Genomic DNA, 23,447 nt, shown 5'->3' with positions numbered 1-23,447 from the left:
ATCAGCACCCTGCATCAGTTCCACATTCATTTATTTAGCCCCTCAAAAATTAAAACCGGATTTCCCCGTATTTTCGGGGTTTTCAAACAATCCAGACGCAGTTCGCACAAGAATTTTGCACGATTTGCACAAATTTATTTTGACAGCTGAATTAAAACAGTCAATCTTTATTGCCATGCCAAATCAAAGAAACGGCATCAACAGACACTGAGATGTCCCTTGGGAGGATAGAATGAAAAAAATCGCAATTATGGGAGTCGTCCTGTCGGCTGCTCTGTCCACGACCGCGCTGGCAGATGGCCACTCGATGACGGTCGGCGTCAGCTGGTCGAACTTCCAGGAAGAGCGCTGGAAGACTGACGAAGCAGCCATCAAGGCCGCTCTCGAAGCTGCTGGCGCAGCATATGTTTCCGCGGACGCGCAAAGCTCCTCTGCCAAGCAGCTGTCCGACGTTGAAAGCCTGATCGCGCAGGGCGTTGACGCCCTGATCATCCTGGCACAGGACGCCGCCGCCATCGGCCCGGCCGTGCAGGCAGCCGCAGACGAAGGTATTCCGGTTGTCGGCTATGACCGCCTGATCGAAGACCCGCGCGCTTTCTACCTGACATTTGACAACGTCGAAGTCGGCCGCATGCAGGCCCGTGCCGTGCTCGAAGCACTGCCCGAAGGCAACTACGTGATGATCAAAGGCTCCCCCACCGACCCGAACGCAGACTTCCTGCGCGGTGGTCAGCAGGAAGTCCTGCAGGACGCCATTGATGCGGGCAAGATCAACATCGTTGCCGAAGCCTACACGGACGGCTGGCTGCCCGCCAACGCACAGCGCAACATGGAACAGATCCTGACCGCGAACGACAACAATGTTGATGCGGTTGTCGCGTCCAATGACGGTACAGCGGGTGGTGTTGTTGCAGCACTGACGGCGCAGGGTATGGAAGGCATTCCGGTATCCGGTCAGGACGGCGATCATGCTGCTCTGAACCGCGTGGCCAAAGGCACCCAGACCGTGTCTGTCTGGAAAGACGCGCGTGATCTCGGCAAAGCTGCTGCAGAAATCGCGGTTGAGCTGGCTAACGGCACCGAAATGTCCGCAGTAGGCGACGCTCAGGAGTGGACGTCCCCGGGCGGCACCAAAATGACAGCACGTTTCCTGGCACCAGTGCCGGTGACAGCTGCAAACCTGTCCGCAGTGGTTGATGCGGGCTGGATCACACAGGAAGCACTCTGCCAGGGCGTCTCCGGCGGCCCGGCTCCCTGTAACTAAAACTCCCTGAAAACCGGCGGGTCCCTGATGTGGGGCCCGCCCTCTATGTAATGCTCCGCCGGTCCGGCGCGGGCGAACACCCTTTTTTACCCCGGAGCGCGCCATGACGGATGTATCCGCACCACAGGTAAAGAAACGCACAGGCTTTCAGGCACTGGAGGTCGATACGCGGCTTCTGGGCATGATCGGCGCGTTTCTGGTCATTTGTATCTGCTTTAACGTACTGACCGAAGGGCGGTTCCTGACGCCCCGGAACATCTTTAACCTGACGATCCAGACCGTAAGCGTCGCCATCATGGCAACCGGCATGGTCTTTGTCATCGTGACACGGCATATTGATCTTGCCGTGGGCGCGTTGCTGGCGACCTGCTCAGCATTCATGGCGATGTTGCAGACACGCTATCTGCCGGACGCTTTCGGCCTTGGTCTCGGCCATCCGCTGACGCCGTGGATCACCATTGCCGCAGGTCTTTTTCTGGGCGCTGTTATCGGTGCGTTTCAGGGCTGGCTTGTAGGCTATCTGGCGATCCCCGCGTTCATTGTGACCCTCGGTGGTCTGCTCGTCTGGCGCAACGTGGCCTGGTATCAGACCAATGGACAGACAATCGGACCGCTCGACCCGACATTCATGAAGTTCGGTGGCATCAACGGTACACTGGGCGAAACCTGGAGCTGGATCTTTGGACTGGTGGCAGTGGTCTGGGCGCTCTGGGCGCTGTGGTCTGCACGGCGGGCTAAAATCTCACACGGCTTTCCGGTCAAACCGGCCTGGGCCGAGGCCACCATTGCCGGAATTATCGCCGCAGGCATCCTTGGTTTTATTGCCATCCTGAACGCTTACCAGATCCCGGAGCGTCGCCTGCAGCGCATGTTCGAAGCGCGCGGAGAGACGATGCCGGAGGGCTTCACGGCGGCATATGGTCTGCCTTTGTCGGTTCTGCTGCTGATCGCCGTGGCGGTTGCCATGACACTCATAGCCCGCAGGACACGACTGGGTCGCTATATCTTTGCGACGGGCGGTAACCCCGATGCGGCTGAGCTCTCGGGCATCAACACGCGCATGCTGACGGTCAAGATTTTCGCACTGATGGGCTTTCTGTGTGCGCTGTCCGCGGTTGTCGCGTCAGCCCGCCTGACGAACCACTCCAACGATATCGGCACGCTTGATGAACTGCGAGTGATTGCGGCGGCCGTGATCGGGGGGACCGCGCTGGCCGGTGGCATCGGTACAATCTACGGCGCGATCCTTGGCGCGCTGATCATGCAGTCGCTGCAATCAGGCATGGCCATGGTCGGCGTTGACGCGCCCCTGCAGAACATCGTTGTCGGCACCGTACTGGTGGCGGCGGTCCTGATCGATACGATCTACCGTAAAAAGACAGGAGGCCGCTGATGGCACCCCTTTGCGAAATGCGCGACATCTCGATCTCCTTTGGTGGTGTGCGCGCGGTGGACGGTGTGTCCATTCACGTAAACCCCGGTGAAGTTGTTGGCCTGCTGGGGCACAACGGCGCTGGAAAATCCACGTTAATCAAGATCCTGTCCGGTGCTTACAAAGCGGACAGCGGCGAGATCTACGTCGAAGGTGAGCGGGCGCATATCGCCAGCCCGCGCGACGCCCGCCGCTACAACATCGAGACGATTTACCAGACACTCGCGCTTGCGGACAATCTAGATGCGGCCTCGAACCTGTTTCTGGGACGGGAACTGACCAACTGGATGGGGTTTGTTGACGACGACAAGATGGAGGCGGAGACACGCAAGATCATGGCGCGTCTCAACCCCAATTTCCGTAAGCTCAAAGAGCCTGTATCTGCTCTGTCCGGGGGGCAACGGCAATCCGTTGCGATTGCAAGGGCGGTATATTTCAACGCCAAAATCCTGATCATGGACGAACCGACGGCTGCATTGGGCGTGCATGAAACCCAGATGGTGGCCGAACTCATTCAGGAGCTCAAAAAGCAGGGGCTCGGTATCTTCCTGATCAGCCATGATACCCGCGAGATGCTGGAACTCTGTGACCGGGTCTCCGTAATGAAGAACGGGCGTCTGATCGGCACCGAACGGGTCGAGGACGTGACGGAAGATGACATTCTGAGTATGATCATCATGGGTAAGAAACCGGACAAGGCAGCCTGAGCAATGTATCTGGGGCTTGATCTCGGCACGTCGGGGCTGAAGGGCGTTCTGACGGACGACGCGCAGAACGTGACAGGGGAGGCGACTGCACCGCTGACGGTGCAGCGGCCTCATGACGGCTGGTCAGAACAGAACCCTGCGGACTGGCTGGCAGCGACCGAAAACGTCGTTGCGGAGCTGGGAAAGGATCATGATCTTTCTGCCGTGCGTGGTATCGGGATCAGCGGGCAGATGCATGGCGCTACGCTGCTGGATGATGCGGGGGATGTTCTGCGTCCCTGTATGCTGTGGAATGACACACGCAGTCATGCCGAAGCAGCAGCCCTGGACGCCGATCCGCAGTGGCGGCAAATCTCCGGCAATATTGTCTTTCCGGGTTTTACCGCTCCAAAGGTGGCATGGGTCTTTGCAAATGAGCCTGAGATCTTTGCAAAGTGTTCTAAGGTTTTGCTGCCTAAGGATTATCTCCGGTACTGGCTGACAGGCGATGCGGTATCGGAAATGTCGGACGCGGCCGGAACCAGCTGGCTGGACACCGGTGCCCGTGATTGGTCTGACGCGCTGCTGGCGGCGTCGGGTCTTACGCGGGACCACATGCCGCGGCTCGTTGAGGGCTCTGAGCCTTCTGGCACGCTGCGCGCGGATCTGGCACAGCGCTGGGGCATGCGGTCAGACGTTGTCCTCGCCGGCGGTGCTGGTGACAATGCCGCCGCTGCTGTGGGTATGGGCGTTGTCCGGCCGGGGCAGGCTTTTCTGTCGCTGGGGACGTCGGGCGTTTTGTTTGCGGCCAGCAGTGCGTACCAGCCCGATGCGCCGAGCGCGGTACACACATTTTGTCACGCGCTGCCGGATCTGTGGCACCAGATGGGCGTCATCCTGGCCTGCACGGACTCGCTGAACTGGTATGCGGGACTTGTGGGCTCTGATGCGGCGGCGCTGACCACTGGTCTGGGCGGCCTGCAGGCGCCGTCACAGACGCTTTTCCTGCCCTATCTCGGAGGCGAAAGGACACCGCATAACGATGCCGCGGCCCGCGGGGCCTTTCTGGGTCTTGGCCATGCCACGGATACCGCTGCGGGGACACGCGCCGTACTCGAAGGCGTGAGTTTTGCTTTTGCCGATTGCCTTGACGCGCTGCGTTCAACCGGAACAACCATCGACAGCCTGGTCGCCGTAGGGGGTGGCAGCCGTTCAGATTACTGGCTGCAGGCGCTCGCCACCGCTCTGAACATGCCAATAGACGTCCCCGAAGCCGGCGACTTTGGTGGCGCATTCGGTGCCGCGCGCCTGGCACAGATGGCCGTAACCGGTGGAGGTGCCGAGCTTGCCACGCCGCCCCGGACAGAACGAACAATTGAGCCGGATAACGCTCTTCTCGACGCGTTTTCAGCGGGACATGCCCGCTACCGCGCCGCATACAATGCCCTGAAGGAGGCCCTATGACAGATTTTTTCGCCGGAACAGAACCGCTCCGCTATGCACCGGACGCGCCGGCTGATCAGCTGGTCTTCCGCCACTACAACCCTGATGAGATCGTCGCGGGCAAAACAATGTCAGAGCACCTGCGTTTTGCTATCGCCTGGTGGCACAGCTTTGCCTGGCCGGGTGGTGACCCGTTCGGCGGGCAGACCTTTGACCGCCCATGGTTTGGGGACACAATGGACCTGGCGCGTCTCAAGGCCGATGTGGCTTTCGAAATGTTCGCGCTTCTGGGTCAGCCGTTTTATTGTTTCCACGACGCAGATATCCGTCCGGAAGGCGCGGATTTTTCCGAAAACACCCGTAATCTCAATGAAATAGCCGACTATCTTGAAGAGAAAATGGCTGCTGGTGGTCCGCGTCTTCTCTGGGGGACGGCGAACCTGTTCTCGCACCGTCGTTTCATGGCAGGCGCTGCAACCAACCCGGACCCTGAGGTTTTTGCATGGTCTGCTGCGACCATCAAATCCTGTATGGACGTCACGCATCGCCTCGGCGGCGAAAACTACGTGCTGTGGGGTGGGCGTGAAGGGTATGAAACGCTGCTGAACACCGATCTGGCACAGGAGCGTCAGCAGGCAGGCCGCATGCTGCAGATGGTCGTGGACTACAAACACAAGATTGGATTCAAGGGCGCGATACTGATTGAGCCCAAACCGCAGGAACCGACGAAACACCAGTACGACTACGATGTCGCAACGGTCTATGGCTTCCTCAAGGACTTCGGGCTCGAAAACGAAGTCAGAATGAACCTTGAGCAGGGGCATGCGATCCTGGCCGGCCACAGTTTTGAGCACGAACTGGCGATGGCCGCGTCTCTGGGCATCTTCGGATCGATTGATATGAACCGGAATGACTACCAGTCCGGCTGGGACACGGATCAGTTCCCGAATTCGGTGCCTGAGGTCGCACTTGCCTACTACGAGATCCTGAAAGCAGGCGGGTTCACCACCGGCGGGACCAACTTTGATGCCAAACTCCGGCGTCAGAGCCTCGACCCGGTTGACCTTATTGCCTCTCATGCAGGTGCAATGGATGTCTGCGCGCGTGGTCTGAAAGCAGCGGCCGCGATGCTTGAGGATGGCGGGCTTGAAGCCGCGCGAACAGAGCGTTATGCGGGTTGGCAGAGCGACCAGGCGCAAAGCTGGCTGACGTCAGAAAGTCTGGAAAGCATTTCCGCGACAGTCGCGGACCGGGGTATCAACCCGCAGCCCAGATCAGGGCGGCAGGAGATCCTTGAGAATTATGTAAACAGATTTGTCTGAAGGCGGGGCATATGGTTCTGATACTGGCGGATGTAGGGGGAACAAACGTACGTTTTGCGACAGCGCGAAACGGCGCAATTGATCCTGCGGGTGTACGCCGGTACCGCAATGACAACTACGCCAGTTTTGACGCGGCCCTGGAGGCCTATGTCGCCGAGGAAAAGGTCGATGGTGTTGAAGCACTGACGGTTGCGGTGGCCGGGCCGGTAAATGGCTCAAAGGCGCGGCTCACGAACCGCGGCTGGGATTTTGACACTGCTACAATGGCGCAGAAGCATCCTGGGGCGCCTGCTTTTTTACTCAATGATCTCAGCGCGCTGGGGTACGCTCTTGACAGTTTGGGTGAGGACGGAGCCGAGGTGGTCCTGGCTGCTCCGGCGACTGAAAAGGATCAGCGTTTGGTCGTGGGGGCTGGCACAGGTTTCAATGTAAGTCCGGTTCTGAATGCAGGCGGTCAGACGGTGTGCCTGCGGGCTGAAGCAGGATTGTGCAGCCTGCCGTCTCGCGTCCAGGCTATCCAGGAAGAGTATATTGGTGGACCCGCGGGCTGGGTGCGCTGTGCGGAGGATGCCGTGCGGGGACCTGGCCTTGCCGAGCTGCATGCAGCAGCGACCGGTACACCGCGCATTGACGCCAGTGATGTAATGGCGGCGGCCTCAGCCGGGGACAGTGACGCTCTTGCCTCGACCCTTGTGTATGCGCGCATGCTGGGTGCTTTTGTGCAGGATCTGCGCCTGCTTTATATGTCGGGCGGCGGCATTTATCTCGCCGGGTCCGTTGTGCGCGGTCTTCTGGCAAGCCCGGCACGCCAGACGTTCATTGAAACACTGCAGGAACAGCCCACGGTCAAGCAAACGATGCAGCCCGTGCCTGTGTCGGTCATCACGCAGGACGAGGCGGCCCTGCTGGGCTGTCTGGCATACGCTCAGTCAGTCGTCTGACGCGGCCACCATGCCACACCTGCGGGTGCAATGGTTTCTCCATTAAAGTCAACTGCTTCGGGCCCGTAGTTAAACGCAAACCGGTGGTGCCGGGTGTCCCGGATCCTCAGTCCATCCGGCATTGGTATCAGGTCGACATCCGCCTGAGCCGCCAGACCGGTAATGATCTCAGACCACAACCTGTCGTCCGGCCAGGCACCGAGGTAATGCGTCTGCCCGTCCGAGACCATAACCGGCGCTCCGCTATCGTCAGCGAGCGACACGGTCGCAGACCCTTCCAGCGTTTCGACCCAGCTTTGTACATTGCCGCGGTGGGCCACCGGACGGCTAATGCCGGGTGGCAGGCTCTCCGCTCTGGCAACGGTGATACCCAGCCCTGGAATGGCCGGTCCCATCGGGTCGGGAATGCGCAGCTCGTCAGTCACCGCATTTGTCCGCGGCCCCAGGAGAACGGTTCTGCCGCGCGCCGCGTCCATCAGAGCGGGTGGCACCGTGGCGAGACCCGGGATCAGGACCAGCGCGTAGCCTTCAAGCGAGGTCGCATCCGACGGCACAATATCAACCGACAGCCCCTGTTTACGCAGCGCCCGGTAAGCGTCGAGAACAAGGCGGAAGTAGCTGAAATCAGCACCCTGAGGCAGCGTCGCCCACGCCCATTCAGAGGGGTAATCAAAAACAAGCGCCACGCGGGCCTGCAGGATATCCGTGTCCGGCATCTGCTGCAGTTCACGTCCGACTTCGGCGGCTTCCTGTTCGCCCGGGGCCGGCTGGTTGTCAGGGCGGCGCAGACCAGCGTGCATCTGTTCCTGGGCAAAGGGGCCTGCCGCCAGCGGAAATAGCTGACGACCTCGGCACCATGGGCAAAGGCCTCCCACGACCACAGACGCACCATGCCGGGCAGGGGTGCCGGGTTGTAGGGCGCCCAGTTGACCGGTCCGGGCTGCTGCTCCATGACCCACCAGCGGTTCTCCCGCCCCAAAGCGCGGTACAGGTCATGATGAAACGCCTGCATGTCCGGATCCCCCTGGCGCAGGTAGCGCGCCTTGTGCTCTGCCGTGCCTTCGAGGCGGTCTGACAGGAAACCGATCGGATAGCTGTCCCAGCTGGCGATATCGATGGAGGCGCCAACGTCGAAGTGGTCAAAATCCAGAACGCGGCCCATGTAGTTGTGGACCAGCGGCGCATCGGTGCGGCCCCGCAGGGCGGCGACCTGGGCCTCATGCCAGCGCACCACCTGATCTGAACTGAACCGCCGGAACGCCAGCTCATGGCTCGGGTTCGGCTGGGTGACGGTCTGGTTCGGCAGGCCGATCTGGTTGAAATCGCTGTATTCCATGGACCAGAACACATTGCCCCAGGCCGTGTTCAGGGCGTCCACGGTGCCGTACCGTTCCGCAAGCCATGCCCGGAACGCGTCTCCGGCGGCGTCTGACCAGGACAGAACGGTATCATGGCACCCGTATTCATTGTCGATCTGCCAGGCGTGAATGCGCGGATCACGGCCGTAGCGGTCGCCCAGAACAGCGCATATGTCGGCTGCGGCCGCACGGTAGCCTTCGTGGCTGAAACAATAATGCCGCCGTGACCCAAAACCCCGCACATGGCCATGTGCATCCAGCGCGAACATGTCCGGGAAGCGCTCCGTCATCCAGACCGGGGGTGCAGGTCGGGGTGCCCAGGATCACCTTCAGACCCGCATCGCTCAGCACGGCGATGGCATCGTCCAGCCAGTCGAACACGAATTCACCGGGCTTGGGTTCGATGCGGCTCCAGGCGAACTCGCCGATGCGCACCCAGGAAATACCCGCAGCGACCATGTCGGCGGCATCCTGTTCCCACATTGTGCGGGGCCAGTGTTCGGGGTAGTAGCAGACGCCAAGGCTGCGTTTCATAGCAACAACACCTTCGGTTCGGGCAGGCCCTGGGCCACGCCGGTGATCTCAAATGTCTGACCATGCGCGTGTGCGTCAGTCAGGTCGCTGCGCGCAATACCCTGCATGGCGGAGGTCGCATAGAGTGTCGTCAGGTCAGGTCCGCCAAAAGCCGGGCAGGTGATGTGATCCGCGGGCAGGTCTACGGCGCGCTGAAAGGCCCCATTTCGGTAGGCCGTAACGCGCGCCGCGCCCCATTGCGCCACCCAGAGCGTCCCGTCCGCGTCTGTCACCGCGCCATCAGGTGCAAGGCCTTCGCCGGAAAGATCGAGCCAGAGCTGCGGCGCTCCGGCGGGCCATCCGCTGCGGTCCAGCGAGATCTGCATGATCTTTGCGGTTGCCGTGTCCGTGTAAAACGCATGGCCGCGATCCGGCGCAAAACAGATCGCGTTGGAGATGGTGATGTCACCCACAATGCGCCTCAGCTGTCCCTGATAGTAGCGATAGATTGACCCGGCACCCGGTTCTGCGTTGCGCCCCATCGTCCCGATCCAGAACCCGCCCCAAGGATCAGCGCGCCCGTCATTGGATCGCGTGACACTGTTGCCGGCCTCAAGCGGGCAGAGCTGTCTGCGGCTGCCATCGCGGATGTCAAAGTCCATGAGCCCCGAGGCCGAGGCGATCAGCAACCGGTGTTCGTCAATCCAGCCGGCGGCCGAAACTTCTTCGTCGAAATCCCAGGAGGCAGGCTTCCCATTTTCCTGTGTCAGCAGCTTGCGGCCCAGGATATCAAACCAGAACAACTGCCTGCGCAGCGGATGCCAGAGCGCGCCTTCGCCCAGACGACAGTGCCGCGCGTCAAAGACGCGCGCACTCATGCCGTTGCCGCGTGCCAGGCCGCCACGATCGTTTTGGCGCGTTCTGCTACTTCGTCTGCTGTCAGACCGGGTTTATAGATCGCAGACCCCATCCCGAAGCCATCGGCGCTTGCCGCAACCCATTCGGCAAAGTTATCCGGACCCGCACCGCCAACCGCATAGACCTTCGTGCCCGCGGGCAGGATCGCGCGCATTGCCTGCAACCCCGATGGGCCTGCCATGGAGCCGGGGAAGAGCTTCAGGCCGTCAGCGCCCGCATCCAGGGCGGCAAACGCCTCTGTCGGCGTGAACACCCCCGGCCAGCTTTGCATGCCGCGCGCTTTGGTTTCCCGGATCACGGCGGGCTTGCAGTCCGGCGAGACGATCAGGCGGCCGCCTGCATCCGCCACATCCGCCACGTCCTGCGTGCTCAGAACGGTGCCGGCTCCAATCAGCGCGGTATCACCGAATTCCCGCGCCAGAGCCGCAATGCTCTCCAGCGGGTCCGGCGAGTTGAGCGGCACTTCGATCTGCGTGATACCGGCCCCGATCAGCGCCGCACAGATGGCCGGCGCCTCAGACGGAGTAACACCACGCAGAATCGCAATAACAGGAAGGGTCATGTTGTCTCTTTCAGCAGTCGGTTGGCCGCGGTCAGCCCGGCCAGTGTTGCACGTTCGGTGTCCACCATAAGGCAGCTGACCCCCTGGGGTGCCAGTGCATCGCGGTAAGCCCGGGCCTGTGTGCCCGTGCCCAGGATGGCCATATTCTGACCCAGCCAGTAAGCCCGGGCAGCCGCCAGTTCCGCGCCCACCAGCAGGCCCGAGAGCGCCGCCCGGCAGGCGGCCGCCTCTGTACCGGCCAGCAGTTGTCCGGCCCGGAGGCCAAAGAGCCGCGCTGCCAGTTTCTCCGGCCGGGCGAGCGTTTCGCCCACCGCTGCATCAAAGGCCGCACTGTCCCAGCCATCACCGGCCACAGAGTGCCGCAGTACAGAAGCATCGCTGATCAGCGCAAAGAGCTCGCCGGTCATAAAGGTCTGAAAACTAACAACTTCGCCGGCGCTCAGATGAACCCATTTGGTGTGGGTTCCGGGCATGCACAGCACACCATCCCAGCCGGGGTTGAGCTGCAGAAAGCCCGCGATCTGTGTTTCCTCGCCCCGCATGACATCAGGCGGATTGTCCTGCGACAGGCCGCTGATGATGTGTACGGACAGGCCATCTGATGCCGGTGCACGGGTCAGCGCGCTGTCCATCGGTGCACAGGGCACGCTGCGGTACGGTGCCTCCTGCCAACCCTGACGCGAGCCGACCATGCCGCAGGCAATGACCGGCACGTTGCCATGAAGGATCCAGGGGCCGATAAGTGCCCGCAGGGCCGGCTCAAAACCATCGCTGCACAATCCGCCCATTCCCTGACCGGACGACGCGCGGCCCAGCACCTGCGCACCCTGCATGGCCCAGGCCCGCAGGTTGGTCGTGCCCCAGTCAACGGCGATCCAGTCTGGTTTTAGCGTCTCTGTCATGCGCTGCTTATCCGGTTGTTACCACGCCGCCGTCAACAACCATACACTGGCCTGTCATCATGCGGCTGGTGTCGGATGCCAGAAACAGCGTCGCATCCACAATATCCTGCGGCACCAGGTGCGTCTTCAGGCACTGGCGCTCGAGATGTGCAGCCAGACCTTCGGGCGTGGCCCATTTGTCCAGCTGTTTCTGGGTCAGAACCCACCCAGGTGCCAGCGCATTCACGCGCACCCCGTCAGGGCCCAGTTCGCGCGCAAGGCTGCGGGTCATCGCGGTGATGCCACCATTGGCGGCGGTGTAGGCGGGGTACCCCGCATTGCCCATCATATAGCTGATCGAACTGAAATTGATGATCGATCCGGCGCCGCGGGAAATCATCCCCGGTGCAACCGCCTGGGCGGCAAAGAGATAGGCCTTGAGGTTCACCGCCAGCAGGCTGTCCCATTCGTCCGGTGTCAGTTCCAGCCAGTTGTGGCGTTTGTCATTTGCCGCGTTGGAAACCAGCGTCTGAACGGGACCGTGCGCCTCGGCGGCCTCAGCAATGGTGCTGCGCAGCCGGTCTGTGTCAGTGATATCGCCCTGAAAAAACAGCGGCGCGCGACCGTGTTTTTCAGTCATCTCAGCGACAAAGGCGCTGGCGTCCGAGCGTCCGATAAAGGCAACCTGTGCGCCCTGTGCCATAAATCCGTCCGTCAGGTCGGCACCGATGCCGGACCCGCCGCCAGTGATATAGACAGAGGCGCCTTTCAGATCATGAAATGTTGCGGTCTGGGTCATTGTAGAGCCTTGGTTTTCAGGGGCCGGAAAGACGGTCAGGCGTTCAGAGCCGCCGCCCTTCGAGCACCCACATGGTTTCAGGAAAATGCCAGGGCAGGGTCAGCCCGTTGTGCATCAGCGCCGTCCCGGTCAGAGTTACGGCACCGTCTTTCAGTTTCAGTCTGCCCCGCGACAGCGCCGGAGCAGACGCGCGGTTCACAAGGCTGATCTCGTAGTGCGCCTGTGGGTCCAACCTCGTCATCCGCAGCGGGCGGGGCGCAATCTGTGGCGACGTGCCGGATTTACCGGCAAAAACCACGAAACGGCTGCCATCGCGGGCCTGCTGCTGTTCGGCAATCACTGATGCATCCGACGCATCCAGCCGCAGAATATCCGCATCATACATCCAGTCACGGTTCTCTTTCCACCATGCGGTGACGTGGCGCAGCACGCCTGCCTCATGGTCGGTCAGTTCGCGCGGGTCCATTTCGAACCCCATGTGCCGCTGGGCGGCGACCCAGGCGCGGAATTCAATGTCAAGCGTGCGGCCCGACGTGTGACAGTGGCGCGGCCCCACGTGACTGCCTGTGACGGCAGAGGGCAGGTAGAGCGCCGCGTTATGCTGCATGATCAGCCGTTCCAGCGCATCGTTGCTGTCGCTCAGCCAGACACGCTGGGTGCGGCTCAGAATGCCGAAATCGATCCGCCCGCCACCCGAGGCGCAGCTTTCGATTTCCACATGCGGAAAGTCTCCCCGCAGCCGGTCGATCAGCGCGTATGAACCACGTGTCTGTGCGGCATCCGGCATCGGCAGGACGCGGTTGTGGTCCCATTTGATGTAGTCAATTGGATGCGCGGCAAGCAGCGCTGCGATGCGGTCATAGAGGAAATCACGCACCTCGGGCAGCGCCATATTCAGAGCCTTCTGCTGACGCCCGAGGATCTGATCCTCGGACCCCAGGGCCCAGTCGGGATGCGCGCGGTGGATGTTGCTGTTGGGGTTGATCATCTCCGGCTCGAACCAGATGCCAAAGGTCATCCCCTCGGCGTGTACATGATCAATCAGCGGTCCCAGCCCGTCGGGATATTTGCGCGGGTCGACCTCCCAGTCCGACAGGCTTGAGGTGTCATCATCGCGCTGACCGAACCAGCCGTCATCCAGCACAAAGCGTTCCGCGCCAAGGCTGGCCGCACGGGTCGCGATGTCCTTCAGCTTGGGCAGGTCGTGATCGAAATAGACGGCTTCCCAGCAGTTGTAATGCACCGGGCGCGGGCGGCCGCTGTCGGTCCAGGTCACGATCCGGTCGCGCAGATGGCGCTGGAAGGAGACGGCACAGCCATTCAGACCATCAGAGGAATAAACCGCATAAAGCGGTGCGGTGCGGAATTCGGTGGCCGGTGCGGTCTCCATACGTGCGGCATGGCCGAACTGGATCTGCCGGCGCCCGTCTGGCAACTCTTCCGCGATCATCCTGTGCCCGCCGGACCAGCCATAGTGAAATGCAAAGGTTTCTCCCGTGGCGTTGGTCGCACCGCGGGCCGGGATCATCAGACCCGGGAAGTGTTCGTGCCCCGTCCGGCCTGTGCGGTTCTCTCGGTACCGGATTCCTGGCGACCAGGCCGTGCGGTTCATCTGGAATTCACCGCACCAGCGACCGGCAAAGTCGATCATCTCGTCCGAGTGCTGTGGCGCGGGCAGAACCGGTGCGGACAGCCAGTGCAGATGCAGCGGCCGGTCAGCATGAAGCCGCGCGCTCATCTCGATCACGTGTGTTTCGGGATCCAGCGCGAACCGGGCTTCATAGGTCAGCCGGTTGGCGGTGTCTTCGCAGGTCACGGTCAGCTGCTGGGGGTCTTCGGTCACTTCCCTTAGGCGGAACTTGGGCAGCAGTGGCGTGCCGTCCTCGTCGCGCACGACCAGCCCGGGCTGGCCCGGGAAGCTGCGAGAAGCTTCGGGACAGATGGACAGATCCGGGTTTTCATCCAGCATGCCGCCAGTCACGTCCAGCGTGGCGGTCTGCACCAGCTGGGTCAGATCTTCGGATGCGGGCAGGGGGGCTCCCCAGTAAATCACCTGTGGGCACAGCCCACCGGTAGAGGCGAGCGCCAGTGTCTGACGCTCGTCATCCAGCCGCCAGCTTTGTGTCACTTTACGGCCCCCAGGGTCAGACCCGCGATGAAGTGCTTCTGCATCAGGAAGAACATCAGCACCGGCGGCAGGGCGGCCACGATCGAACCCGCACTCATCAGGTGGTAGGCTGCGCGGAACTGCGCGTTAAAGCTGGTGATCCCCGCTGTGACCGGCTGGCTTTCCGGCCCCTGGGTCAGCACCACGGCCCAGAAGTAGTCATTCCAGATGAAGGTAAAGATCAGCACGCTGAGGGCTGCAATCGCCGGCTTCATCAGCGGAATGACCACGTACCAGAAAATCTTCCACTCAGCGATGCCCTCAACGCGGGCCGCCTCGATCAGTTCATAAGGCAGCGCACGGATGAAGTTACGCATGAAGAGCGTGCAGAACCCGGTCTGAAAGGCCACGTGAAAGAGCACCAGCCCCGTCTTGGTATTGTAAAGACCCATGTCCAGCGTCAGGTCGCGCACCGGCACCATCAGGATCTGGAAGGGTACAAAGTTGCCCGCCACAAACATAAAGAAGATCCAGATGTTTGCCTTGAATTTGTAAACGCCAAGCGCAAAGCCCGCGAGACAGGAAAGTGCCACCGCACCGATGACGGTGGGCACCGTGATGAACACAGAGTTCAGCATGTAGCGCGGCATATCAGAGTTGAAGAAGACCTGACCGTAGTTCGCGAAGAGCTCGAAGGAAGACGGCAGTCCCCAGTAGTTGCCCTGCGTGAAGTCCACCGCCGGTTTGATCGAGAAGACGGCCACAGCAATCAGCGGCAGCAGCCACATGATCAGCGCCAGCGGCAGCAGCGACTGATAGGTCAGTTGCCAGGAACGGGGTGTTTTTTCGATAGGTGTCGGAAACATATCAGCGTCCCTTCTCTTCGGACCACATGGACCACAGGAAGTAAGCAATAAAGACCAGCATGATCAGGAAGAGCACAACAGCGATGGCTGCACCGTATCCCATGCGGAACCCGTATTCGCTGAGCGCTTTTTCGAACATGTAAAAGCTCAGCACCCGCGTCTGCCCGAAAGGCCCGCCGTTGGTCATGATGGAGATGAGGTCAAAGGAGCGCAGGGCACCGATGATGGTCACCACAAAGGCGATGAATGTTGCCGGCTTGAGCTGCGGGATGATGATGTACCACAGCATCTTCCAGCCCTTGGCATTGTCCAGGCGGCCCGCCTCAATCTGTTCGGGATCAACCGCATTGAGGCCGGTCAGATAAAGGATCATGCAATATGCAGTCTGCGGCCAGAGGCCGGCTGCGATGATGCCATAGGTGGCCATCGTCGGGTCACCCAGCACGTTGACCGGGCCCAGCCCCACAACGCCCAGGATATTGTTCAGCAGCCCCTCATTCGGCAGGTAAAACCAGGAGAAAACGAGGCCCACGACAACCTGAGACAGCACAAACGGGAAGAAAAACAGCGACTTATAGATGCGGATGCCTGTGACCGTCTGGTTCAGGAAAAGTGCAATGAACAATCCGCCCGGGATGGCCAGCAGATAAAAGAGCAGCCATTTGAGGTTGTTCCAGAGGGAGACCTCAAAAGCGCTGTCGTCCATGAGCTCTGCATAGTTGGCCATGCCGACATAACGTGCCTCGCCCAGACCGTCCCAGTCATAGAACGAGATCGCGATCGACTGATAGATCGGCCAGATCACATAAAACGCAAAGAACAGTATCGCAGGCGCCAGAAACAGCCATGGCGTCACGGCGATCTCATTTCGCTTGTACCAGCTGCGCTGTGGTGCGGCGACCTGTTGTGCCGGCGTATCGGTCATGGCGGGTTCTCCTCCCAGAGTGGCTACGGGACAGGCGGCAAAGCGGGCAGGGCGGGCCCGCGCTGGCGGCTGCGCCGGTCAGCGGTGGGCCCGGGCACCGAAGCGCCCGGGCCGGAAGCGGATTACTTGTAAACCCGCTCCTGAACTTTATCGAGACGGGCCAGGATGTCGTCCAGGTTGTCCGGGAAGACCATGAATTCCTGCAGACCCTGCATCGCTTCAGCAGCCATTTCGGCCGGGAAGTCGCGATCAAAGAACTGGGCAACGCCACCAGGGCTGTTGGTGCTCAGCATCTCAAAGCCTTCGTTCAGGAACTTGTCGTCATCCACAGCGGATTGCGCGTTCACCGGCAGCTGGCCGAGGTTTGCACCGTTGTTGATGGTTGTCTGAACGTTTGCGGAAACCACAAAGCGCAGGAATTCACGCGCGGCTTCCTTGTTGGAGGCGTTTGCCGGGATGTGGAACGTGTCCGTCGGCGCGTCTTCTGCCAGTTCAACGTCCGGGTTGATCGCCGGGAACTGGTAGAAGTCCAGCTTGCTGTCGTCCAGACCTGCTTCGCGCAGCGGTGCCACAGCGAAGTTACCCTTCAGGATCGCCGCGGCTTCGCCGTTCACGATGAAGGGCAGCGATTCCTGCCAGGAGTAGTTCTGGTGGTTGTCGACAAATGCACCCATGTCGATGAGCTCACGCCAGTTGGCGAAGGTCTCTTTGACGCGGTCGTCTGTCCATTTCACGTTGCCCTGGGCCAGTTCCATGTGGAAATCGAAACCGTGGGTCCGCATGTTCAGATAGTCAAACCAGCCACCGGCAGTCCACAGGAACTTGGTGCCGATTGTGTAGCACTTGGCACCCGAATCAATGATCGCCTGGCAGTTGGACTTCATCTCGTCGAAGTTCGCCGGCTCGTTCAGGCCGAGGTTCTCGTAGATGTCTTTGCGGTAGTAGATGCCCCACTGGTAGTACGTGTAGGGGACGCCCCACTGCTTGCCATCGATGGTCATCGCGCCCTTGGTCGATGCCAGGTTCTCTGCGATCTCAGGCTCGGCCCAGAGGTCGGATACGTCCTCAAAGAGACCCGCGCTGACATAGGGGGTCATGCGGTTGGCCGCATACCACGTCGCCACGTCCGGGCTGTCTGCTGTCAGAAAGTTACGGATCTGTGTTTTATAGGCTTCGCGGTCGATCACGGTGGTCGAGATCTCCAGGCCCGGATGCTCTGCGCCGAAGTCCGCGATCATCTGCTCCATCGTGGCACGCGGTGCCGGGTTGGAGGTGTCGAGGAAGATCTTCAGCTCGCCCGTCAGCTCGGCTGACGCAGCGCCGGCAAGCATCGTCGAGCCTGCCAGTGCCATGAGCATGGATTTGGTGGTGAAACGCATGGTGTCCTCCCTAAGGTACGTTTGCGGTTTTGGTCCCCCCGGTTTCCTGATAATGTGTTCCATTATTTGAAACCAAGTTTTATATATTGAAAACTACACTGCACTCTGCCTACACTGTCAACACTCTTCCTGGTTTTTCCGGGAAAGAAAGTCGCCCCGGGGAGGCTGCAGCGCGCCGGCGCTGCGGGCGGGGCAGGATAAGGGAGGTGCCTGGCATGTCGGGGGACGGCACGGTCGGCAAAGCACTGGATGTACTGGATCAGGTGGCCGCCTATGGCCGCCCCGTGCGCTTTGCAACCCTGCTGGCGGAAAGCCGCTTTCCCAAGGCCACGCTCTACAGGTTTCTCCAGACACTCACATCACAGGGCATGCTGGAATACGATTCGCACAACCAGACCTACGCGCTGGGCGTGCGGCTGGTACGTCTGGCGCATGCGGCATGGACCCAGAGCAGTCTCGCGCCGATCGCGCGCCCGATGCTGGACCAGCTCAGCGCCGAGGTCGGCCAGACCGTGCACCTGGCACAGATGGACCACGCGCAGGTGCTCTATGTTGACAAGCGGAATGCGGCCCAGCCCGTTGAGATGTATTCCGACGCGGGCAAGGTTGGCCCGGCCTATTGTACCGGCGTCGGCAAGGCGATGCTTGCCTTCCTGCCCGAAGCGGATCTGGAACCCGTGCTGCGCCAGCAGTCTTTCCACCGTTTTACCGACCGCACACTGACCACGCGGGAAACGCTCTGCGCTGAACTGCAGAATATCCGGTCGCGCGGCTATGCTTTTGACGACGAAGAACATGAACCCGGCATCATCTGTATTGCCTATCCGATCCTGACCGATCAGGGCCGTGTGCTGGGTGCGCTGTCGGTCACCGGATCCACCAGAACGACTTCACTGAACCGGCTGGAGGCCCTCGCGCCCCGGCTTGCCTCTGTGGCACAGACCATCGCGCGCGATGCGCAGGCCTGGCGGTTCCCAGATTCATTTTTGCAAAACACAGGGACGTAAACCATGACAGGTGTCACGCTTCAGAAGGCCATCAAGCGCTACGGTGACGTGCAGGTGATCCACGGGATCGATCTGCAGATTGAGGACGGCGAGTTCTGCGTCTTTGTCGGCCCGTCAGGCTGCGGCAAGTCCACGCTGCTGCGCATGATCGCCGGTCTTGAGGAAACAAGCGACGGCCAGATCCACATCGGCACGCGGGATGTGACCCATATGGACCCGTCCGAGCGGGGCGTGGCCATGGTGTTCCAGACCTACGCGCTTTATCCGCATATGTCGGTCAAGGATAACATGGGTTTCGGTCTCAAAATGAACGGCGTACCGAAGGCCGAGATCGATGAAAAGGTGCAGAAGGCCTCTGATATCCTCAAGCTGGACCAGTATCTGGACCGCAAGCCCAAGGCGCTCTCCGGTGGTCAGCGCCAGCGGGTTGCAATCGGGCGCGCAATCGTGCGCGGCCCCGAGGTGTTCCTGTTTGACGAACCGCTGTCGAACCTCGACGCGGAACTGCGGGTGGAAATGCGGGTTGAGATTGCCCGTCTGCACAAGGATATCGGCGCCACGATGATCTATGTGACGCACGACCAGGTTGAGGCGATGACGCTGGCGGATAAGATCGTGGTGCTGCGGGCCGGTAACATCGAACAGGTCGGCGCGCCGCTGGAACTCTACCGCAACCCGGACAACAAATTCGTGGCAGGCTTCATCGGATCGCCTGCGATGAACTTCCTGAATGGTGTTGTGGCGGAAGGTGGTGTCGATGTGCCCGGTCTGGGCCGGACGGTCGCGGTTGAGGCAACCCTGCCCGCGGTCGGAACAGCCGTTACCCTGGGCATCCGGCCCGAGCATCTGGAAGTGCAGATGGGGCAGGGTGCGCTTAAGGCGGAGCTTTCGGAGGCGCTGGGTGGTGTGTCCTACCTGCACCTTGATACGCCCACCGGAGAGCGGATCATCGTTGAGGAGCGGGGCGATGAGCGCGCAAGCGAAGGTGACACGGTTGATGTCACATTCGAGGCGCGCCGCGCGATGATCTTCGACAGCAAAACCGAAGCGCGGATCAGATAATTTCGTGAAAGGGAAAATATTTTAGGTTTAAAATATTTTCCCTTGAAGCATTTTGCGACTCATCCTAACGTCTGAGGCATCGGGCGCGGCTCAGCTGCGCGCTGCAGAGGGATGAGCAATGCTGAACTCTTTGTCTTTTCACCCTGAACCGCATCTTTGTGGTGCAGAGCCTGTGGCCGCGCTAATTTGTCGAAAAATATACTGTTTCAGGCAGCAGTCGGGCATTTCGGGTGGTAAAAAAGCAGGATATGTACAAGCCTGCTGTTTGCCAGAGCCGGACTGTCACGCCTCTCCCCGCACGTATCCCGCCTGCAACACGGCCGGGGATCAGTGATGCACCCATCGGGACATACGGACAGCTTTGCCCGGGAAAATCTGCCGCCCGGTGACCAGTGGCCGGACCTCCTTCTCGACGGTTTTGATTATCCTGAGCGGCTGAATGCCGCCGCAGAACTGACCGATGCCATGGTCGACAAAGGGTTCGGTGATCACACTGCGCTGATCGGCAACGGCCGGCGGCGCACGTACAAGGAACTCTCTGACTGGACCAACCGCCTGGCGCATGCACTGGTCTCTGATCTGGGCGTGAAACCCGGCAACCGGGTGCTGATCCGTTCCGCCAACAACCCGGCCATGGTGGCCTGCTGGCTGGCGGCGACCAAAGCGGGCGCCGTTGTTGTGAACACCATGCCAATGCTGCGCGCAGGCGAGCTGTCGGCCATCGTCGACAAGGCGGAAATCAGCCACGCGCTCTGTGACACACGTCTGATGGACGAACTGACGGCCTGTGCCAAAACCAGCAGCTTTCTGAAATCTGTGGTCGGGTTTGACGGCACCTCAAACCATGACGCCGAACTGGATCGCCTGGCGCTGGAAAAACCGGTCAGGTTCGATGTCGCCGACACCGCTCAGGACGATGTCGCCCTGCTGGGGTTCACCAGCGGCACAACGGGCGCGCCCAAGGCCACGATGCATTTCCACCGTGACCTGCTGATCATCGCCGATGGCTATGCCCACGAAGTGCTGGGCGTCACGCCCGAGGATGTTTTTGTCGGCTCTCCGCCGCTGGCCTTTACTTTCGGGCTGGGTGGCCTCGCGATTTTCCCGCTTCGGTTCGGGGCCGCGGCAACGCTTCTCGAAGCCGCGTCGCCCCCGAATATGATCGAGATCATCGAAAAATACCGCGCTACGGTCTGTTTCACGGCGCCCACAGCCTACCGCGCCATGCTTGCCGCGATGGAAGAGGGCGCGGATCTCTCCAGCCTGCGTGCCGCCGTGTCTGCCGGGGAAACGCTGCCTGCGCCGGTCTATGCAGACTGGAAGGCGAAAACAGGCAAGCCAATGCTGGACGGGATCGGCGCGACCGAGCTGCTCCATATTTTCATCTCCAACCGGTTCGACGACCACCGCGCGGCCTGCACCGGCAAGCCGATCACCGGCTACGAGGCAAAGGTCGTCGACGCCGAAGGCCGGGAGGTCCCGCGGGGCACAGTCGGCCGGCTCGCTGTGCGCGGGCCCACCGGGTGCCGCTATCTGGCAGATGACCGTCAGGCGGGCTATGTCTCGGACGGCTGGAACATCACCGGAGACAGTTTTTCCATGGACGCCGACGGCTATCTGCATTTCGCCGCCCGCAACGATGATATGATCGTTTCGTCAGGCTACAATATCGCGGGGCCCGAAGTGGAGGCCGCATTGCTGTCGCACCCTGCGGTGCGGGAATGCGCCGTCGTCGGCTTGCCGGATGAGGCCCGCGGCAGCATCGTTCAGGCACATGTTGTTCTGAATGACGGCGGGGAAGGAAATGATAACATGGTCAAGGAATTGCAGGAGCATGTTAAGGTAAAGATTGCGCCATATAAGTACCCGCGTGATGTGCGCTTTACAGAGGCTCTGCCCAAGACGGCAACGGGTAAGATCCAGCGTTTTGCCCTGCGGTCAGGCGCATGACTGACGACCCCGCGTCCGGTGCAAAAATGGATTTCTCGCAGGACATGTCCTATGGGGATTACCTGCGGCTGCAGTCCGTTCTTGACGCCCAGCATCCGCGTTCGGATGCCCATGATGAGATGCTGTTTATCGTTCAGCACCAGACGTCAGAACTCTGGATGCGGCTCGCGGTTCACGAATTACAGGCTGCGCGTGAGGCCATCGCAACAGGTGATCTGCGGCCGGCTTTCAAGATGCTGTCGCGGGTCGCCCGCATTTTTGAGCAGCTTAACAGCGCTTGGGATGTGCTGCGCACAATGACGCCCAGCGAATATACCGCATTTCGTCCTGCCCTCGGAAATTCCTCGGGATTTCAGTCACATCAGTACCGTCTGATCGAATTTCTGCTGGGCAACCGCAACCGGAAGCTGATGCAACTGCATCAGCCGGACGCGGGCGCATGGCAGCGACTTGATGATGAACTTGCGCGGGCCAGTCTCTATCAGGTGGCGCTTTCGTTCATGGCGAAACGGCTTGGTGAAGAGGACCTTTCAGGCCCGGCAGCCGACACGGCCTGGGTCTCCAGCGACGCGGTTCAGCTTCAGTGGAAGAAGATATATGAAGACCCCGGAACATACTGGGATGTCTACGAACTGGCGGAGAAACTTGTGGATCTGGAAGACTACTTCCGCCGGTGGCGGTTCAACCATGTGACCACCGTCGAGCGTGTGATCGGCTTCAAACGCGGGACGGGCGGAACCTCTGGCGTGGGATACCTGCGCAGGATGCTTGAGGTAGAGCTTTTCCCCGAGTTATGGCACGTGAGAGGTGTGCTGTAGATGTCTGAGGTTACAAGAAAAAACCTGTTTCAAATTCCTGAAGGCGTCGTCTATCTCGATGGCAATTCGCTTGGCCCGCTGCCCCGTGCTGTGCCTGACGCCCTGGCGTCCGTTCTGCAGGACGAATGGGGCAACCTGCTGATCAAAGGCTGGAACGCAGCCGGGTGGATGGAACAGCCCTCGCGCGTGGGGGACATCGTCGGCCGGCTGATCGGCGCGCCTCAGGGTTCTGTCGTGATGGGGGATACCCTGTCGATCAAGGTCTACCAGGCCGTTGCTGCCGCGCTGAAAATGCGTCCGGACCGCCGGGTTATTCTGTCGGACACCGGCAACTTCCCGACGGATCTCTATATGGTCGAGGGCCTGATCCGCACGCTCGATCAGGGCTATGAGCTGAGAACCGTCGCGCCCGAAGAGGTCGAAAGTGCGATCAGCGATGACGTGGCGGCGGTTATGCTGACGCAGGTCGATTACCGCACTGGCCGGATGCATGACATGAACGGGCTGACCGCGCGGGCACATGCGGCAGGGGCCGTGATGATCTGGGATCTGGCGCATTCTGCAGGCGCCATTCCCGTCGATCTGGCCGCCAGCTACGCAGAACTGGCCGTGGGGTGCACGTACAAATATCTCAACGGGGGTCCGGGCGCGCCCGCCTTCATCTACGTCCGGCCGGATCTCGCAGACAGTATTGATCCCGCGCTCAGCGGCTGGCTGGGACATGAACAACCCTTTGAGTTTATGCTGAATTACCAACCGGGTGCGGGGATCGAGCGCATGCGTGTGGGCACGCCGCCGGTTTTGCAAATGGCTGCGCTGGAGTTTGCAATGAAGGCCTGGGAAGGCATCGACATGCAGGACGTGCGCGCAGCGTCCGTCGCCCTGCAGGAACAGTTTATCGCCGGTGTCGAAGCGGCAGCCCCACAGCTTGAACTGGTCAGCCCGCGCGATCCGGCAATACGCGGCAGTCAGGTGTCTTTCCGCTTTGAACACGGATACGCGGCGATGCAGGCGCTGATCCACGAAGACGTCATCGGCGACTTCCGGGCGCCCGACATCATGCGCTTTGGCTTCACGCCGCTCTATCTCGATAAGGCGGATGTTGAAATTGCGGTGGAACGTATCGCGCGGGTCATGCAGGATCGCCTCTGGGATAACCCGACATTCAGAACACGCAACAGGGTCACCTGACGCGGCAATCAGGGTGCAGCAGG

General features: G+C 60.9%; 19 protein-coding genes and 1 pseudogene. 11 read left to right on the top strand and 9 right to left on the bottom strand.

Annotated features, from left to right (window positions below):
- The first annotated feature begins 250 nt into the window (after window positions 1-250).
- The 6 genes from xylF (at window position 251) to ACZ1HA_RS10365 (ending at window position 7,088) form a co-directional block, all read left to right on the top strand.
- Window positions 251-1,264, top strand: a complete 1,014-nt coding sequence (gene xylF / locus ACZ1HA_RS10390) for a D-xylose ABC transporter substrate-binding protein (protein ID WP_375230971.1) — start codon at window positions 251-253, stop codon at window positions 1,262-1,264.
- A gap of 103 nt (window positions 1,265-1,367) precedes the next feature.
- A complete protein-coding gene (locus tag ACZ1HA_RS10385; RefSeq protein ID WP_472713802.1) occupies window positions 1,368-2,657 on the top strand; it encodes a sugar ABC transporter permease in 1,290 nt (429 codons plus the stop codon).
- Entirely contained in the window at window positions 2,657-3,403 is a 747-nt protein-coding gene (locus tag ACZ1HA_RS10380; RefSeq protein ID WP_472713801.1) for an ATP-binding cassette domain-containing protein, read from the top strand. The genes ACZ1HA_RS10385 and ACZ1HA_RS10380 overlap by 1 nt, the downstream gene beginning before the upstream one ends.
- A 3-nt stretch (window positions 3,404-3,406) precedes the next feature.
- The gene (gene xylB / locus ACZ1HA_RS10375) at window positions 3,407-4,846 is read left to right on the top strand and encodes a xylulokinase (protein WP_472713800.1); all 1,440 of its coding nucleotides are present in this window, start codon (window positions 3,407-3,409) and stop codon (window positions 4,844-4,846) included.
- The gene (gene xylA / locus ACZ1HA_RS10370; RefSeq protein WP_472713799.1) at window positions 4,843-6,147 is read left to right on the top strand and encodes a xylose isomerase; all 1,305 of its coding nucleotides are present in this window, start codon (window positions 4,843-4,845) and stop codon (window positions 6,145-6,147) included. The genes xylB and xylA overlap by 4 nt, the downstream gene beginning before the upstream one ends.
- An 11-nt stretch (window positions 6,148-6,158) precedes the next feature.
- The gene (locus ACZ1HA_RS10365; protein WP_472713798.1) at window positions 6,159-7,088 is read left to right on the top strand and encodes a glucokinase; all 930 of its coding nucleotides are present in this window, start codon (window positions 6,159-6,161) and stop codon (window positions 7,086-7,088) included.
- Here ACZ1HA_RS10365 and ACZ1HA_RS10360 read toward each other — a convergent pair.
- The 9 genes and pseudogenes from ACZ1HA_RS10360 to ACZ1HA_RS10320 form a co-directional block, all read right to left on the bottom strand.
- Window positions 7,073-8,980, bottom strand: a pseudogene (locus ACZ1HA_RS10360) (beta-galactosidase). The gene ACZ1HA_RS10365 and the pseudogene ACZ1HA_RS10360 sit on opposite strands and share 16 nt — an antisense overlap.
- Window positions 8,977-9,837 carry an SMP-30/gluconolactonase/LRE family protein gene (locus ACZ1HA_RS10355; protein WP_472713797.1) on the bottom strand — a complete coding sequence of 287 codons (861 nt, stop codon included), beginning with the start codon at window positions 9,835-9,837 and terminating at the stop codon, window positions 8,977-8,979. The pseudogene ACZ1HA_RS10360 and the gene ACZ1HA_RS10355 overlap by 4 nt, the downstream one beginning before the upstream one ends.
- Window positions 9,834-10,439 (bottom strand): 2-dehydro-3-deoxy-6-phosphogalactonate aldolase, encoded by a 606-nt coding sequence (locus ACZ1HA_RS10350; RefSeq protein WP_472713796.1) that lies wholly within the window; start codon window positions 10,437-10,439, stop codon window positions 9,834-9,836. The genes ACZ1HA_RS10355 and ACZ1HA_RS10350 overlap by 4 nt, the downstream gene beginning before the upstream one ends.
- Window positions 10,436-11,341 carry a 2-dehydro-3-deoxygalactonokinase gene (locus ACZ1HA_RS10345; RefSeq protein ID WP_472713795.1) on the bottom strand — a complete coding sequence of 302 codons (906 nt, stop codon included), beginning with the start codon at window positions 11,339-11,341 and terminating at the stop codon, window positions 10,436-10,438. Before ACZ1HA_RS10345 ends, ACZ1HA_RS10350 begins: the two co-directional genes overlap by 4 nt.
- Before the next feature lie 7 nt (window positions 11,342-11,348).
- Window positions 11,349-12,119, bottom strand: a complete 771-nt coding sequence (locus ACZ1HA_RS10340; protein ID WP_472713794.1) for an SDR family NAD(P)-dependent oxidoreductase — start codon at window positions 12,117-12,119, stop codon at window positions 11,349-11,351.
- Window positions 12,120-12,162: 43 nt separating this feature from the next.
- Entirely contained in the window at window positions 12,163-14,247 is a 2,085-nt protein-coding gene (locus ACZ1HA_RS10335; RefSeq protein WP_472713793.1) for an alpha-galactosidase, read from the bottom strand.
- Complete coding sequence (locus ACZ1HA_RS10330) at window positions 14,244-15,092, bottom strand: carbohydrate ABC transporter permease (RefSeq protein WP_472713792.1); 849 nt, start codon at window positions 15,090-15,092, stop codon at window positions 14,244-14,246. Before ACZ1HA_RS10330 ends, ACZ1HA_RS10335 begins: the two co-directional genes overlap by 4 nt.
- 1 nt (window position 15,093) lies before the next feature.
- A complete protein-coding gene (locus ACZ1HA_RS10325) occupies window positions 15,094-16,017 on the bottom strand; it encodes a carbohydrate ABC transporter permease (protein WP_375230605.1) in 924 nt (307 codons plus the stop codon).
- Between the two features lie 122 nt (window positions 16,018-16,139).
- A complete protein-coding gene (locus ACZ1HA_RS10320; protein ID WP_472713791.1) occupies window positions 16,140-17,396 on the bottom strand; it encodes an ABC transporter substrate-binding protein in 1,257 nt (418 codons plus the stop codon).
- Window positions 17,397-17,611: 215 nt separating this feature from the next.
- Here ACZ1HA_RS10320 and ACZ1HA_RS10315 point away from each other — a divergent pair, with 215 nt between their 5' ends.
- The 5 genes from ACZ1HA_RS10315 to kynU all read left to right on the top strand — a co-directional run bounded on the left by ACZ1HA_RS10315 (window position 17,612) and on the right by kynU (window position 23,424).
- Window positions 17,612-18,403 (top strand): IclR family transcriptional regulator, encoded by a 792-nt coding sequence (locus ACZ1HA_RS10315; protein ID WP_436399094.1) that lies wholly within the window; start codon window positions 17,612-17,614, stop codon window positions 18,401-18,403.
- A 3-nt stretch (window positions 18,404-18,406) separates the two neighbouring features.
- Window positions 18,407-19,465 (top strand): ABC transporter ATP-binding protein, encoded by a 1,059-nt coding sequence (locus ACZ1HA_RS10310; RefSeq protein ID WP_375230607.1) that lies wholly within the window; start codon window positions 18,407-18,409, stop codon window positions 19,463-19,465.
- Between the two features lie 330 nt (window positions 19,466-19,795).
- Window positions 19,796-21,415, top strand: a complete 1,620-nt coding sequence (locus tag ACZ1HA_RS10305; protein WP_472713790.1) for an AMP-binding protein — start codon at window positions 19,796-19,798, stop codon at window positions 21,413-21,415.
- Window positions 21,412-22,233, top strand: coding sequence for a tryptophan 2,3-dioxygenase (locus ACZ1HA_RS10300; protein ID WP_472713789.1), 822 nt, complete (start codon window positions 21,412-21,414; stop codon window positions 22,231-22,233). The genes ACZ1HA_RS10305 and ACZ1HA_RS10300 overlap by 4 nt, the downstream gene beginning before the upstream one ends.
- Complete coding sequence (kynU, locus tag ACZ1HA_RS10295; RefSeq protein ID WP_472713788.1) at window positions 22,234-23,424, top strand: kynureninase; 1,191 nt, start codon at window positions 22,234-22,236, stop codon at window positions 23,422-23,424.
- Window positions 23,425-23,447: the final 23 nt, after the last annotated feature.

The organism is Roseobacter sp. S87 (genome assembly GCF_055693285.1).
The sequence above is the reverse complement of the archived record's forward strand: the minus strand, read 5'-3'. Positions and strand labels throughout refer to the sequence as shown.

Bases quoted from the DNA above. Each gene is read 5' to 3' on its own strand.
- xylF (WP_375230971.1), top strand. From the start codon at position 251: ATGGGAGTCGTCCTGTCGGCTGCTCTGTCCACGACCGCGCTGGCAGAT.
- ACZ1HA_RS10385 (WP_472713802.1), top strand. From the start codon at position 1,368: ATGACGGATGTATCCGCACCACAGGTAAAGAAACGCACAGGCTTTCAG.
- ACZ1HA_RS10380 (WP_472713801.1), top strand. From the start codon at position 2,657: ATGGCACCCCTTTGCGAAATGCGCGACATCTCGATCTCCTTTGGTGGT.
- xylB (WP_472713800.1), top strand. From the start codon at position 3,407: ATGTATCTGGGGCTTGATCTCGGCACGTCGGGGCTGAAGGGCGTTCTG.
- xylA (WP_472713799.1), top strand. From the start codon at position 4,843: ATGACAGATTTTTTCGCCGGAACAGAACCGCTCCGCTATGCACCGGAC.
- ACZ1HA_RS10365 (WP_472713798.1), top strand. From the start codon at position 6,159: ATGGTTCTGATACTGGCGGATGTAGGGGGAACAAACGTACGTTTTGCG.
- ACZ1HA_RS10355 (WP_472713797.1), bottom strand. From the start codon at position 9,837: ATGAGTGCGCGCGTCTTTGACGCGCGGCACTGTCGTCTGGGCGAAGGC.
- ACZ1HA_RS10350 (WP_472713796.1), bottom strand. From the start codon at position 10,439: ATGACCCTTCCTGTTATTGCGATTCTGCGTGGTGTTACTCCGTCTGAG.
- ACZ1HA_RS10345 (WP_472713795.1), bottom strand. From the start codon at position 11,341: ATGACAGAGACGCTAAAACCAGACTGGATCGCCGTTGACTGGGGCACG.
- ACZ1HA_RS10340 (WP_472713794.1), bottom strand. From the start codon at position 12,119: ATGACCCAGACCGCAACATTTCATGATCTGAAAGGCGCCTCTGTCTAT.
- ACZ1HA_RS10330 (WP_472713792.1), bottom strand. From the start codon at position 15,092: ATGTTTCCGACACCTATCGAAAAAACACCCCGTTCCTGGCAACTGACC.
- ACZ1HA_RS10325 (WP_375230605.1), bottom strand. From the start codon at position 16,017: ATGACCGATACGCCGGCACAACAGGTCGCCGCACCACAGCGCAGCTGG.
- ACZ1HA_RS10320 (WP_472713791.1), bottom strand. From the start codon at position 17,396: ATGCGTTTCACCACCAAATCCATGCTCATGGCACTGGCAGGCTCGACG.
- ACZ1HA_RS10315 (WP_436399094.1), top strand. From the start codon at position 17,612: ATGTCGGGGGACGGCACGGTCGGCAAAGCACTGGATGTACTGGATCAG.
- ACZ1HA_RS10310 (WP_375230607.1), top strand. From the start codon at position 18,407: ATGACAGGTGTCACGCTTCAGAAGGCCATCAAGCGCTACGGTGACGTG.
- ACZ1HA_RS10300 (WP_472713789.1), top strand. From the start codon at position 21,412: ATGACTGACGACCCCGCGTCCGGTGCAAAAATGGATTTCTCGCAGGAC.
- kynU (WP_472713788.1), top strand. From the start codon at position 22,234: ATGTCTGAGGTTACAAGAAAAAACCTGTTTCAAATTCCTGAAGGCGTC.